Annotated in this window: 14 protein-coding genes and 1 pseudogene; 7 read left to right on the top strand and 8 right to left on the bottom strand. The window is 67.4% G+C overall.

The window, feature by feature from the left end; all coding sequences use genetic code 11:
- Positions 1-40 precede the first annotated feature (40 nt).
- From ACX114_RS15710 to ACX114_RS15690, 5 genes and pseudogenes are all read right to left on the bottom strand, one after another.
- The gene (locus ACX114_RS15710; protein WP_459298902.1) at positions 41-1,450 is read right to left on the bottom strand and encodes a hypothetical protein; all 1,410 of its coding nucleotides are present in this window, start codon (positions 1,448-1,450) and stop codon (positions 41-43) included.
- A gap of 11 nt (positions 1,451-1,461) precedes the next feature.
- Positions 1,462-1,902 (bottom strand): hypothetical protein, encoded by a 441-nt coding sequence (locus ACX114_RS15705; RefSeq protein ID WP_459298901.1) that lies wholly within the window; start codon positions 1,900-1,902, stop codon positions 1,462-1,464.
- Positions 1,903-2,193: 291 nt separating this feature from the next.
- The gene (locus ACX114_RS15700) at positions 2,194-4,452 is read right to left on the bottom strand and encodes a CHAT domain-containing protein (protein ID WP_459300177.1); all 2,259 of its coding nucleotides are present in this window, start codon (positions 4,450-4,452) and stop codon (positions 2,194-2,196) included.
- 639 nt (positions 4,453-5,091) lie between these two features.
- A pseudogene (locus tag ACX114_RS15695) lies at positions 5,092-5,184 on the bottom strand (zf-HC2 domain-containing protein); the annotation flags it as partial.
- Positions 5,184-5,717 (bottom strand): RNA polymerase sigma factor, encoded by a 534-nt coding sequence (locus ACX114_RS15690; protein ID WP_459298900.1) that lies wholly within the window; start codon positions 5,715-5,717, stop codon positions 5,184-5,186. The gene ACX114_RS15690 and the pseudogene ACX114_RS15695, both read right to left, overlap by 1 nt.
- Positions 5,718-6,088: 371 nt before the next feature.
- Here ACX114_RS15690 and ACX114_RS15685 point away from each other — a divergent pair, with 371 nt between their 5' ends.
- From ACX114_RS15685 to ACX114_RS15670, 4 genes are read left to right on the top strand one after another with little or no spacing between them, the layout of a single operon-like run.
- The gene (locus tag ACX114_RS15685; RefSeq protein ID WP_459298899.1) at positions 6,089-7,063 is read left to right on the top strand and encodes a M91 family zinc metallopeptidase; all 975 of its coding nucleotides are present in this window, start codon (positions 6,089-6,091) and stop codon (positions 7,061-7,063) included.
- Between the two features lie 60 nt (positions 7,064-7,123).
- On the top strand, positions 7,124-7,573 hold the full coding sequence (locus ACX114_RS15680; RefSeq protein WP_459298898.1) for a hypothetical protein: 450 nt from the start codon (positions 7,124-7,126) through the stop codon (positions 7,571-7,573).
- A 36-nt stretch (positions 7,574-7,609) separates the two neighbouring features.
- Positions 7,610-8,179, top strand: coding sequence for a hypothetical protein (locus ACX114_RS15675; RefSeq protein ID WP_459298897.1), 570 nt, complete (start codon positions 7,610-7,612; stop codon positions 8,177-8,179).
- A complete protein-coding gene (locus tag ACX114_RS15670; RefSeq protein ID WP_459298896.1) occupies positions 8,166-9,104 on the top strand; it encodes a hypothetical protein in 939 nt (312 codons plus the stop codon). Before ACX114_RS15675 ends, ACX114_RS15670 begins: the two co-directional genes overlap by 14 nt.
- A gap of 4 nt (positions 9,105-9,108) precedes the next feature.
- On the opposite strand, the gene ACX114_RS15665 is transcribed toward ACX114_RS15670, so the two are convergent.
- Positions 9,109-9,480, bottom strand: coding sequence for a hypothetical protein (locus tag ACX114_RS15665; RefSeq protein WP_459298895.1), 372 nt, complete (start codon positions 9,478-9,480; stop codon positions 9,109-9,111).
- Between the two features lie 235 nt (positions 9,481-9,715).
- Between ACX114_RS15665 and ACX114_RS15660 the strand changes: the two genes are divergently transcribed.
- The 3 genes from ACX114_RS15660 (at position 9,716) to ACX114_RS15650 (ending at position 11,836) form a co-directional block, all read left to right on the top strand.
- The gene (locus ACX114_RS15660) at positions 9,716-10,525 is read left to right on the top strand and encodes a DUF2092 domain-containing protein (protein WP_459298894.1); all 810 of its coding nucleotides are present in this window, start codon (positions 9,716-9,718) and stop codon (positions 10,523-10,525) included.
- Positions 10,522-10,857 carry a hypothetical protein gene (locus ACX114_RS15655; RefSeq protein ID WP_459298893.1) on the top strand — a complete coding sequence of 112 codons (336 nt, stop codon included), beginning with the start codon at positions 10,522-10,524 and terminating at the stop codon, positions 10,855-10,857. Before ACX114_RS15660 ends, ACX114_RS15655 begins: the two co-directional genes overlap by 4 nt.
- 91 nt (positions 10,858-10,948) lie before the next feature.
- A complete protein-coding gene (locus ACX114_RS15650) occupies positions 10,949-11,836 on the top strand; it encodes a hypothetical protein (RefSeq protein ID WP_459298892.1) in 888 nt (295 codons plus the stop codon).
- A 6-nt stretch (positions 11,837-11,842) separates the two neighbouring features.
- On the opposite strand, the gene ACX114_RS15645 is transcribed toward ACX114_RS15650, so the two are convergent.
- Both ACX114_RS15645 and ACX114_RS15640 read right to left on the bottom strand, forming a co-directional pair.
- Positions 11,843-12,343: a hypothetical protein gene (locus ACX114_RS15645; protein WP_459300175.1), complete on the bottom strand. Its 501-nt coding sequence runs from the start codon at positions 12,341-12,343 to the stop codon at positions 11,843-11,845.
- A 101-nt stretch (positions 12,344-12,444) separates the two neighbouring features.
- Positions 12,445-13,374, bottom strand: a complete 930-nt coding sequence (locus tag ACX114_RS15640; protein ID WP_459298891.1) for a metallophosphoesterase family protein — start codon at positions 13,372-13,374, stop codon at positions 12,445-12,447.
- Between the last annotated feature and the right edge of the window lie 4 nt (positions 13,375-13,378).

Here is a 13,378-nt window from a genome sequence, read left to right as displayed (position 1 = left end):
TATGACTTCGGAGACGAAAGACGCCTTGAGATTATTTTTGTTACCTCCGGCGTAGCGGAAGCTGGACCGCGGGGTCACCGAGCAGCACGAAGCTCGAAAGGTCGTGGTACAGCATCCACCGATCGGCCTGCTCGGCGGGGCTCCCCGAATAGGGCTGCCCGGTCACGTGGGCCATCCGTTGCTGGTGGTAGCTGGACATCAAGGATGCACCTGTCTCGGCGACGGCCTTGAGGATGCCAGCCATGGCGGCCCCTACCCTTCTGCGTCTGGCGAGTTCCTGGATGAAGCCCGCGAAGCGCATGAACCTGCTGCGCCCCCCGTCGTTGAAGCTCTGGGTCCACGCCAGGTCCACGTGTCCCAGCACCGCGAGCGGCCCCTCGGGATTGGACAGGGCGGCCTGTGGAAGCGCGGCGATGAACGGGCGATCCTGGCGAGGGCGCATCAATGCCTTGACGCGCGCCGCGTCCCTCGGTTCGAGATCCTGGAACCATGACACGTAGGCGCTCTGCTCCGGGGTGCCGCCGCTGAAGCACGCGAAGCAGAACCAGATTCCCCCCGGCAGGAAGGGGGCCGCCGCGACATTCTCCGCGCAGAGCAGCTCGCCCTCGGGAAGGAGCAGCGCGCCCTGGTGGGCCCGCTGCTCCTCGGCGGAGTTCCAGTTCCTGCCCTTGGGATGGCCAAGCCCATGGCTGAGCGAGAACAGCACCGACGGTTCGGCTCCTCGCGCGAACTCGAGGAACCTTGCGACAGCGGAGTCCCGCTCCATTCCCGTTTCAACCCAATGACGCGGCGGAGCCGCGGGGAGCCGGCCCTCCCGCTGAAGCCGCCGGCACTCCTCCACGCTCGGCACCATCAACTGGTCATGGCCGATTCGGGTTGCGTCCGTATGGTCGCGCGCCGTGTAGAAGAGCGTTTGCGCCCGCTCCACATCCGACGGTGTTCGTGCCCAGCGGACGACCTTCTGGACATAGGCCCGGTAGCCGTCCTCGGATGGGAACACCAGGCGGCCCACGAGTGCGTTGGTGGCCAGGACCTGCTGAAACTCCAGGGAGACCACATCCAGGTCGCCGAGGATCAACACGTATCGGGGGCGGTCCTGATCCTGGCCATTCTCCGTGTCGAAATGGCGTTCCTTCCACCGATGGGCTGCTTCCCGGTCCAGGTCCGACGGAACCGCATAGGTGCGAACCTCGCCGCCCTGCTCCTCCTGGCGTAGCTCCCGAAGTGGCGCGATGAGCTCCAGCAGCCGCTCTCCCTCAGGCCCCCGTGGGTAGACGATGCCCCAGCGTTGTGCCGGAAAGTCATCCAGGGCCCCAGCGTCACTCCACAGGTACTTCGGTGGTGAGATGCCATGAATGGGAGGCGGGTTTCGCCACACCGAATCATCAAACCCAGGGCAAAGAACGGGCTCGCGGGTGTCCGCGTGCGCGAGCAGCAACTCGAGCGGCATGGGAGAACTCGCTAGGGATTGAAGGTGGCCGGCAGTTCCAGATAGCGGTCCAGCACGTCCCTGGGCAGGGCTGGCCGGGCATGCAGCTCCACACGAGACTGCTCACGCACCGCCTGATTGATGAGCGCGCCGAGCGACTCCTCCAACAAGCCCTTGCTCGCGAAGAACACCTGTCCGGGCTCCTGCGCGACGCCAAGCGCGAGGAACGTCTTGGGGTCCTCCAAGGGCATGAGCAGGATGCACCGGTCCGCCGTGCCCTCGGGCCACAGCGGGCTGGCGGTCCCTGCCATGTAGTCAGGCACATTCCTGGGAGCGAAGCCGCGCACCGGCGTGCCCGTGGGCCCCTCCACCTCGTGGCCTTCCCAGGGAGGGTTGCTGGCGTACTGCTCGAGGAGCCAGCGTGGCAGCGGGGGCCATTCGTAGAGCCGCACCTCCGCGCTGTCTCGGACCATCCTCTCGATGAATGGGCCCAGGTTCGTGCTCACCCGTCCCCTGCCGACGAAGCATGGCGCATCCGGAGCAAGCACTCCGAATGCCAGGAACTCCGTCGGCCGTGACAAGGGCATGAGGTAGACGAGACGTCGCGCTGTCGAGTCTCGCGGCCAGAATGCCTGCTCTTGTGTGAACTCCAGATCGAGGTACGGCAGATTCGGCGTGTCCAAGGCGCGCTTCCTCCAGATGGATGCAGGTGTGGGATTCACCTGGCATTCAGGACGCCCTTTGGACCGTTTTGTTACCTTGCTTCATTCAAATAAAAGAATGCCATCAAGCCAACTCCTGTCACGCCCATCCTGGCGCCAGGCTTCACGCTCATCGCGGAGGGCAATCGCTGCGGGCTGTCCCGCGCGCAGCCGCTCCCGGACCTGGTTGAAGAATGCGTTGACCTCCTTGTCCAACAGTTCAATGGGCGCGGCCAGGACACCCCGTGCTCCTGCGTCAAGGAATGCCGCGGGAATGCTCAGGGGCTCATGGACGGCGTAGGTGGTATGGGCGGCCTTGCACGCGGCCAGCACGACGAATGGCGCGTTCCGGAGCGTCGCTGTTCGGACCTGGGCGGCGTGCAGTTCAGGTCCGTCCGCGTCCTGTGCCAGGAGAAGAAAGGAAGCACTGGACCCTGCGTGGATGTCACCGTGAGTCACCACATCGACCTCCGACGCATCTTCCATCATGGCGAGCACTCGGGCCGGTGTGGCTCGAGCGCCCGAAAGAAGGACCTGTTCCTCCATGGGGCCGAAGCCGGGTTGCCAGTCATTCAGTCTGGGCAGGTCTCGGCCTGGAGGGAGGGAGACTCCCGAAACCACCAGATGCCGGGCCATGCCGGAGGGAGGCTGGCGGCGGGTTTCGGTGGTCCGCGTGAGGTAACTCCATGCGAACGTGGAAGGAAGGAGCCCTGCACGGCCATGCAGGGGCGCGCGCGCGAGCACGTCCACCTGGGCACATTCGCGCAGCGGGGCGAGCACGGACGCAGGCACCAGGCCATCGAGCCTTGCCGCCAGGGGCTGGCGCCGGCTGGCGTCGTAGTAGCCGGCGAGCGTGCCCTGCGAGTCCAGGGAGAGCACCAGCGTGCGTTCGGAGTCAACGGTGGCCGCGACGAGGCAGCGGGTGGGAAGCGGGGTGCCGCGCTCCCTTGCCATCAACGCCAGTGCTTCCGTGAAGGCATTTCGATGCCCCGCTTCCATGATCAGGGAGGTGAACCCATAGGCCCGCACCCGCCTGGCCGCTGGAAGTCCTTGCATCGCGGCGGGTTCCACCTGGCTCAGGAGGTCGTTCAACAAGGCACGTCCACGCGCCGGGTCCTGCTCGATGACGAAGCGCCCCATGGCGTGGGCAGTGACCCAACGCTCCCCCTGCTTCCCAGGGGGAATCGCGTTTGAGGCCTTCTGAAGTTGTTCTTCATCCCCGGGGCTGCCGCGAAGCCGGGCGACATCCGCCAGGGTGAAGGCGCCACTGGCGGAGAGCGGGAGGCCCGTGGCAAGCGCCAAGTCCAGCTCATTCCTGGCTTCGTCCACGTTCAATTGGTGCCACGCCACGTCCGCGAGCGCCTGGTGGACCCGGCGGCGGGTGTCGGGATCCTCCGGGTCACGCTCCAGGATCTCGCCGTAGTACGCGCGCGAGAGCGGAGCGTCATTCACGAGGCGGGAAATCTGGGCGACGTTCAACAGCAGGTCTCTTTCCAGGTACCAGTCACCGTTTCTGCGGGTGAGGACCAGCCCCTGCTGGGCATGTCGCCGTGCATCATCAAGCCGGTGGAGCTGGGTGTAGAGGGTGGACAGGTCGATGTCGATCTGGACGCAGCGGTAATCCAGACCGGGCGAGGTGCACAATCGCTGGGCTTCCAGCAGCGTCTGGACGGCCTGGTTCCAGTGGGCCGCGGTGGTCCACTCGGTGGTCCCCACACCGTCCTCCGCCGCGCGGCCCCGCTCCTCCGTCGCGCGAGCCCTGGCCGCGGTCAGGGTGAACCAGGGGTCCCCGCTCGCGGTGGCCTTTTGCTCGAAGAGGGCCAGGTGCTGGGGGACGGCTCCCATGAATACGAGTGCGCCAAGGAGCAGGTCATCCTCTCCCGCAGTCTGGAGCCGGGTCAGGAACTGCTCTTGCTGGGCCTTCGTCAGCCGGTCGTGAACCAGGTCCGCGTATGTCTTCGCCAGGGGGCCTCGGCGCTGAAAGTCCGCTCCAGCAATCCGGGCGACATAGTCCTGAAGCACCCGGCCGCCCGCGCGAGCATCCAGCTTCCTCGCCAGGGGTTCGAACTCCAGGACCCGGGCTCTGCTGGTCGCGGACCGGACCGCGTCGTAGAAGTAGATGCGGGCGCTGGGCCAGAGGCTGAAGTCACCGGGCAGCGCCGCGGGGTCCATGTCCACGAGTGACCTGCCCAGGGCATCCTGCGCGTCGCGCTGCTTCCGGTCGGGCATCATGTGCCGCAAGGTCCGCGACTTCTGCAGGGCTTCTTCCGACCAACCAGGTTCCTTCAGGTTGGCGATGTCCGTGAAGGCCCTGGCCGCCATCCACGGCAGCTGGAGCTCCCTCAGCGCCAGGGCCCGGTTCCAGAGGGCCTGGGGCATCTTGGGGCGTTGCGACAGCGCCTCGTCCGCCGCATCCAGGGCCTCTTCGAAGGAGCCCTGGATGAGCAGGACCGCCGCCCGGTCGGCTTCGCGTTCCGGGGACGGGTGGAGCTTGTCCAGGACGGAAAGGACCTGCTTCGTGGCGGACGGCCCCTCCCGAAGGAGCATGGCCGTGGCCAGTCCCTGGTAGTCCTTCTCCCGTTGAAGCTCACTCAGAACGTCATATGCCGGAGGGCCAGAGGAAGAACCGGCCTGTGCCGCCATGGGTCTGCTGGCCAGGGGGCGATAGCGGGCCATGGACGGATGGCTGAGCCTGGGCTCGAGCGGACGCTCCGGACCTTCCACCAGGAGTGGAGCCTGGGCGGGCGGAGGCCCGGAAGGCCTCCATACCAGGAGCAGCAGCACCACGGCCACGAGCGCACACGACGTCGCGGCGAGAATTCCTCGCTGCTTCCACCAGACGGCGGAGGCCTCCGGGGGCGGCGGTGGTCGCGGAGCCCTGGATTCCTCCGGGGTGCCGACATGCTCCTTCGCCAGGAACTTGAACTGGAGCAGGGCCGGAATCTCCCGCTGACAGGTCACGCAGTCCGGCAGGTGTTGGCGGAAGTCCTCGGCCTCCTCGGGCGAAAGCTCACCATCGACGAAGAGCGCCACATGCTCGCAGGGGCTGGCCATCAATTCACCTTGTGGTGCGGGCGAAGGAGCGCACCCAGCTTCGCGCGGATGTCATGGAGTCGCTTGGAGACGGTGCCCACCGGGATGTCCAGCGCCAGGGCGATGTCGCGGTACTTCATCCCTTGCGCATACAGGTCGTAGGTAGCCCGCATCGGAGGGCTCAGGGTTTCGACGGCCTTGGCGAGTTCGTCCGGAGTCACGTCATCGAGATCCGGCAGGGCCACGTGCTTCGAGGCCGCCTCGGGCTGTCCCTGACGGGTCGGATCCGGGAGGTGCTTCTTCTGGACCTGCTGCTTGCGGCACTGGCTGAAGAAGAGGTTGCTGAGGGTCGTGTTGAGCCAGGCTCCGCAGGTCTTCCTGTCAGGAAGGGACTCGCTGCGGCTGAAGGCGTCGATGAAGCGCAGGAGCGTCTCCTGCACGAGATCCTCGGCGTCCGTTTCGTTCCTGCAGAGATTCCTCGCCTGGCTCAACAGCCAGTCGCGATGCTGCATGGCGAGCTCGCCCAGGCGCTGGGCACTGGCTTCTGTCCTCATGTGGGGCGGAAGCCTCGCCATCTCCTTTCGGGCAGGAGGAAGAGCGGTGGCGGGACCTCGTGCCTGCCCCCGTGGGTCGGGAGTGGGCGTTTCCTGGGGCGGATACGCGTCGGATGGAGGGGCATCGGGTGGGGACATGGGAGCTTGCCTGCGCCCCAGACGCCGAGCGGCCGTTTTTGTTACCTCCCCTGATGTCTCCAGCCATCAGGCCCCCAACGCCAGTCACCAGGGCCGCCTCCGGGAGGGCCCCCTTCTTCGGCGTAACCTCCTGAAATCAGGAGGGGCATGGGTCGCCTGGGGCCGTGAAACGGTGGGCACGCGGGGTGCACTAGAGGTGGTCTGTCGCTGCACTCCACTTCCGAGGCCCTCCCATGAAGCTGCGCTCCTCTTCGTTCTCCAAGCCCTCTTCGTCGTTCGGCTCCAGCTCCAGCGCCCCCTCCCGCCCCCGCAGCGACAGCCTGCCGGCGAAGCCCGAGACCGCGAAGCCGAAGCCCGTGGCGACGCCCGCGGAGCTGCAGGCGGGCAAGAACAACCTCAAGCCCACCGACTACGGCGTGGTGGACCCGAACCTCCAGGGCATCCGGACCCGCCGGGACAGCCGCCAGTCCGGCGCCGAGTTCGCGGACTTCACGCAGGACGTGCGCACCTCCACCAACCGCCTCACGAGCAAGCCCGTGGGCAACCAGATGCTGAACGACATCAACGGCCGCACCCAGGCCGTGAACCCTGGCGCCACGGGCACGCAGAGCAAGCCGCTGACGGCGATGGACATCTACTCGGGCCGCGACTCGGCGATGCCCAACTCGCATGTGCCGCGCAACGACGGCACCCTGTCGTCCACCCGCCCGGCGTACCGCTACGACGGCCAGCCCGGCGCCGGCACGGCCAGCGACGTCAAGTACAACGAGAACGGCGGCGGCCAGCGCTTCAACAGCCTGGGCCACGAGTCGGTCCACGCCTGGCGCGCATCCAACGGCCTCCAGGTGAGCCCCCTGGCCGCCAGCAAGCACAGCGACGCGGACGTCTTCAAGCAGTACCCGTCGCACTCGGCCAACATGAAGGACACCGTCGACAACCGCCTCCGCCTCACGGAGGAGTTCGAGACCATCGGCCTGCGCCCCACGCCGCACACGAAGAACAACTGGGCCCCGTCCGAGAACGCCATCCGCGCCGAGCACGGCCTGCCCTCCCGCCAGGGCTACTCGGGCCTGAAGCCCGACGGGAAGAACAGCAACGACCAGGCCTTCAAGAACTACGACGAGGGCACCGACGCCCGGAACTTCTTCCAGAAGCTGTCCGGCCAGCCGTCGCCCTTCCAGAAGATCGTCGGCGACCTGGAGAAGTGATGCGCCGGGCATTCAGGCGCGCAGGCCGGGCATGATGGCGTCCCGCCCGAGGCACCTGACATGTTCCGAATTGAGTGTGAATGGCTCGACGCACATGACCCCGGCCGTACCGGCTTCGACCTGGGGCACATGACGTTCACGAGCGACACGGGGACCTGCACCTCCAAGGGCAGGTCCCCGAATCAAGCCATGATGCTCGCCATCTCCTTCGTGGGGCTGCTCGACGGCCTCCAGGCGATGGTGGCGGGCGGCGCGAAGGAGCATCTCTTCGTGGGTGCGGATTCGTCCTTCAGCCTGCGCTTCATGCGGGGAAAGAAGGGCCGCATCACCATCCAGTGCGGCACGGCATCGTTGGGTGAAGTGGAATCCGACGAACTGTGCCGTGCCGTCCTGGAGGGCGTGGAGTCCTTCATGGCCCGGCCCGAAAGTGCCCTCCCCCCTGGAGATGCGGCGCGCGGAGACCTGGAGATGGCCCTGAAGGAGTTCCGAAGCGCCATCCCGGGGATGTGAGTCAGCCGCCGCCCCTTCGGCCGTGGAGGAGCAGGAATGCAACTGCACGCCTACTCCTACATCGGTCCTGAGGCGATACGCCTCGCTGTCGCGAACGCCCCGGCGGGAACGCCCATCGTGGCTCCCGGCGACGTCGCGGCGTGGCTCGATGCGACTCCAGACGCCCTCGTCGAAGGGGCGACGTACGTCGTCGACCTCGAGGGACGCCTGCGGCTGGCCCCTCGACGCTCCGAGCACGTCGCCTGCGCGGGAGGCGAAGAAGTGCTGGCGGCTGGAGAGATCCGATTCCCGCGCGCACGCCCCGCTGTCCAGGTGGCGGAGGTCTCGAATCAGTCGACGGGGTATTGCCCGGACACGACCTGCTGGACCGCCGTCGAATGGGCCCTCACCCAGGCAGGTCTGAATCCCCCCGCGGGCTTCACGCATGAGGCCGTCTTCAGACGCTGCACCCGGTGCGGCGAAATCAACCTCGTGAAGGAGGCCTGGTTCGTCTGTGTATTCTGCGAGGCGGACCTGCCCGCCACGTGGAATGTCTCGCCGCGACGGCTAGCATGCCCGCTCCCGAACAAGCCCAATCAGGCAGGAGGGCCGCGTGGCATCCGTTGAGCGCATCAACCCGAGGTCGCAGGCCCTGGAGCTCCAGGCATCCATCACAGGCGTGATGGATGCCCTGGCGGCCCTGCCATCCACCCAGGAGGCCCGCCGCTTCCGCGGCCGCGTGGGGTACCGGCTGGCCTCCCTGGCGAGGATCGGGGTCTTCATCCTGCTCCTGTGGGTGGCTGGCACCGCTGATGGCCCCCTGGACGTCGTGGCGGGAGTCCTGGCGTTCGTGCTGGGGGCGGTTTTGTGGTTTCGCAGTCTGCTGCCCCCTCGCTTTCACGCGGAGGGACATCCCGGCGATGCGCTAGACCGCCGGCCGGAGCTGGTCCGCCGGGTGCTCCGGCGCCTCAGGATGGATCTCGCCCCCAACACGCCCGTGCGCCTGCGGTTTCGTCCGGACCCGCGTCCGGAGGGCCCGGGTTCGAGCTTCTATGACCTGAAGCTCACCCGGAAGGTCGTGCCGGATGTGCTGGACCCGTGGCTCACGCTGGAGATGCGGCTGGCGGATGGCGCGCACCTGCGGCTGAGCGCCGTGGAGCGCCGCAGGGTCAAGGAGAGCGTCCCGGGACCCAACTCGACCCGGCGTCGCAAGAAGACCAAGGAGTACGACACCCTGCTCCTGGAGGCCCGGCTGCGCGTGAAGGCGAAGCGGCATCCGCGGCTCGCGACGCTGTCACAGGACCAGGCCCGGGAGGCGGTGCTCCTTCCGCCCGGCGCGAAGCTTCAGCGGCTGCGCATCACCGGAGAGCAACTCCGGCTCCGGATCCGGCTGGAGGAGTCCTGGCTCCCCCATGTCCCGAAGGACGCGGCGGCTGAAACATCTCCGCCCCCGGATGCGTCCCGCGCGGTGACGATGATGCTGCTGAGCCTCTACCAGATGCTCCACCTCGCCCGGACGCCCAAGGCCATCCAGCGCCGCCGCTCCGGTTGAGCCATCAGAACGAGGCGCTCCACGTGAGCGCGGCGCCCCCGGGGGTCGGCGCGACGCCCACGTCGGTGAGCAACGAGATGGCGCGGTGTTCCCGCTTCCATTCGACGTAGTTGTTGTGGCGGCTGATGCCCACGAACAGGAGCGGGAGCCCCACGGCCGCGAAGAGGCCGCCAATCACCAGTGAGGACCCAAGACAGACATCCTGCGTGTCGCGCGGAATCAGGCTCGTCTTGCACAGGGGCGAGGTGAGCAGGTTGACCGCCCCCACGCCGGACAAGATGCTGCCAGTGACGAGCATCCCGGTGCCCGTGGGGGGAGGCTTGCCGCTGAGCAGGTCATCCGCGCGGTCCTGCGCGAGGACGGGTCCCGAAGCCAAGGTCAACGCTGCACTCACGAACATGGAGAGAGGCGCTTTCATGTCGTGAGGAGAGAGCAGGGGCGCGCTTGTCGTCAAGCGAGCCCCTCCCATTCCGTTGCACTGGAACCATCGCGACTCGCGAGGTACCAGACGGCGCGGCGGTCGAACCGGTGAGCCTTGGTGCCCGGGATCGACGTTCTCAACCTCCTGGGGTCAGGAGGGGTTCATGACAGACACAGGAAGCAGCGCAAGGTTGAGGAAGAGGTGGTGCGGGCCCCTGCTCGCCCTGTTCCTCGGGACGACTCCCCTGCTCGTGGGCGCACAACAGGAACAAGCCGCAGCCGAGCGCACCGGGTCCGAGGCTCAAATCGATCCCAAGGCCCAGCGCATCCTGCGCCAGATGAGCGACTTCCTGGCCGAGCAGCGCGAGTTCTCCGTCCGCACCGAGGGGACGCTCGATCAGGTGCTCGACTCGGGGCAGAAGATCCAATTGCAGCGCGCGGGCGACGTGCGCCTGCAAAGGCCCAACCGGCTCCGCGTGGACCGCGCTGGAGACCTGGCCAGGCTCCACCTCTTCTATGACGGTCAGCGGCTCACGCTCCACGGCGAGCAGGCCAACGCCTATGCGACGACGCCCGCCCCCTCCACCCTGGATGCCACGCTGGACATGGCCTCACAGCGGCTCGGACTGGATGCGCCAGGAGGGGACCTGCTCGTCAGCAATCCCTACACCGCGCTCACCGAGGACGTGCGCTCCGGGAAGTACCTAGGCCTCGCCAAGGTGAACGGGGTGCCCGTGCACCACCTGGCGTTCCGCAACCGCGATGGCGTGGATTGGGAGTTGTGGGTCGAGGACGGCCCGCGGCCCCTGCCGCTCAAGTACGTCATCACCTCGAGGGATCTGCCGGGAGCACCGCAGTACTCGGTGACGCTGTCCGAATGGAACCTGTCGCCCAAGCTCACCCCGGACCAGTTCCAGTTCACGCCCCCAAGCGATGCCACGCGGGTGTCGTTCCTCGCACCGGACTCGCAGGGCGGAGCGCAGCAAGGAGGCTCGAAATGACAACGCACTCGCGCAAGCCCCGCCAGCGGATGGCGGCGATGTTGCTGGGGCTCTTCTTCCTGGGGGAGATCGTCCCGGAGGTGGCCCTGGCGTACTACGGCACGTCGCGCCGGGTGGCGCGGCGCACCTCGAGACGCACGGCCGCCCGTCACGATGCCTACTACGGCAACAACACCACCGTGGTGGCGGCGCCGGTGAGTGCGACCACCGTCACTGCGCTTCCCGCTGGCTGCGTGGCCTCGACGGTGAGCGGCATCGCCTACCAGCAGTGCGGCGGCGTCCGCTACCGCCCCTACTACCAGGGGGACACCCTCGTGTACGTCGCCGAGTAGCCCCTGACACTCCGGCGTGAAATCCTCTGATGACGGCTGGCAAGGCCGGAATCAGGGAGGCTGGAAGTTGGGCTTTGGAAATCGGTCGGCGTTGGGTTCGGTGTTCCTCGTATTGCTCGGCGTGGCCATTCCTGGGGTGGCCAGCGCCGTGCCTCCGGCTCGGGACGGTCTTGAGCTCAAGCGCTTCAAGGCCAGCGAAACGACCGGGGCGATGTTCATCCTGCGCGCCACGGGCTGTCACAAGGCGGGCGACACCTGTCAGCTAGAGCTCGAGCTGGGCGATGGGGCGGGCGAGAAGCGCAAGGCGAAGCTCCCCGCCGGCATGCCGTACGGGATCAAGCACGACCCCGAGGAGCCGGATTCCACCAATATCTGGTCGTCCGGCGACGAGGAGCATGAGGTCTCGACCTGGGTCGAGCCCGTACGGCTGGAGGCCACGGGGTGGGGACTCCTCGTCACCCAGCAGACCGGGTTCGAACATCTCCATCGCCACCACCGCCTCTACGTGGTCAAGGACGGTGGAGTGGCGGAAGCCTGGAACGGCGATGAGAACTTCGCGGACCCGGAGGGCTCCAAGGTCGCCCCGTACCGGCTGACGCCGGGCTCACCGGTCGAAGGCTTCTTCAGGACCTATGTGCTTCTTTCCGCCGAGCCCGACGAGTGGAAGCTCGATGCCTACCGCTGGGATGCCGCTGGCCAGAAAGTGGTGAAGGAGCTCCGGAACCGGCCCACGTACTACGCGGCCATCATCGGCAGCTTCAAGACGGTCCAGGAAGCCGTCGCATCCCGCGACGCCGCGCAGTCGGAGAAGTCCTGCACGAAGAACTTCCTGATCCTCGAGACCACGCCGCACAAGCGCCTGACACCAGGGCTGTTCATCGTGGCGAGCATCCTGCCGGAGAAGAAGGCAGCCGAGGCTGAGCTGAAGACGGTGGCCGCCTGCAATCCCAAGGTCTCCGGGTACGTCAAGGCGCTCTGAGCAGGCTCAAAGATGAGGGAAGGGAGCGACGCTGCTCCCGCCCAACAGCACGGGAAGTTTCAGGCTCAGGACGACGGCCCCTTCGAAGCCATACCGGGGCCGGTGGTCCTCCGTGCCCGAGATGGGGATGCTCAGCCGGAGGCCCACCGAGCCGAAGATGAAGGAGAAGTAGGGCGCGACATGGAGCCCCGTCGTGGCCACGTTCGCCCGGGTTTGCGTTTCGTGCATCACGCCCAGCTCCAGCCCCAACAGCACGAAGTTGCCTTGGATGCCCGCGCTCAGCCGGTTGTGCGAATCCTCGATGCGCTGTGCCTGGCCGAACACCCCCAGGGCATGGATGTCGTCCGCGATATTGAGGGACGCCTCCAGGCCTATCCCCGCCCCCCGCGACGAGCTGCTGAACAGGGGGCCAATCATGAGCCACGTCTCGTCCTTGGGCAGCGAGGGATCTGCCCGGGCCACGGACGCGGTGAGGACGCAGAGAAGAATCAACAGGCGGTTGGACATACGGCGCACGGTAGCAACCCTCGTGCCCCAGGCCGCGCCCTCTGGGAGTCATGCCGTTTCGTGTGCAGCGGGCTGCACGGTGTGCATTGGCTGGCACGCCCTCAGCCACGCAATGGCAATCCGGCGGAGACCGTCTCCAATCGCAGGCGTCCCTCCCGGAGCTCCGCCACGGCGTGGCCATCCGGCGCATCCGGAAGGTTGATGTGGAAGGTGCCCCGGAACCAGCGCGCCCTGCCCTCCCCCACCGCGGGCACGGGCAGCCGTTGCCGCAGGTCTTCGGGAAGCGCGGACGCGGCGGCGGCGAGGCGGGCCTCGGCTTCAGCGGGATCGCGAACCGCGAAGTCATCCCATACACATCCATAGGGCGACCCCATATGCCCTGACACCGTGAGGTCCACATCCAGGGCCTCCGCGAGCAACGCCACCAGCGGCGCCTTTCCCGGGCTCACATGCGTCACGAGGACCCGGACCTCTCCAGGCACCCTCGGTCGCGCCGAGTCCAGCAGCGCGGTGAGGTCGCGCGCCGTCGCGTGGATCTTCCCCCGGCCTCCGGCGATGGGCGCGTCCTCCCCCAGCAGCTCGGGCAGCAGGTTCCCCCCGAGCCCGAAGAAGCGGAACGGTCCGTGCGTCGCCGTTCCCAGCAGCGTCAGGTGGGGGACGTGCTCGCGCCCCGCCAGGAGCGAGGCGACGACGGCGCCATCCTCGTGGTTCCCCCAGATGCCGAACGTGGGCAGCGAGAAGCCCCTCCCCGCCCGCAGCCACTCCGCCAGGTCCGACAGGGGCAGCTCCTGGCGGATGAAGGCACGCAGGGCGTCTCCCTTCAGCTTCTTGGCCCGCTGCTTCACGTCCGCGGGCAAATTCGAATGAACCACGCGCAGGAAGAGCTCGCGGGACTCGATGCGGTCCGCGCTCCCATGGTCATAGAAGCCGAAGTCTCCCGCGTGCAAGACTGCGTCGGCGCGGGCCTCCCTCGCGAGCCGCTCGATGATGTCCAGGTGGCCGTGGGTGTCGGAGATGAGCAGCAAGCGCATGACG

This window comes from Corallococcus sp. M7, assembly GCF_054512695.1.
The sequence above is the reverse complement of the archived record's forward strand: the minus strand, read 5'-3'. Positions and strand labels throughout refer to the sequence as shown.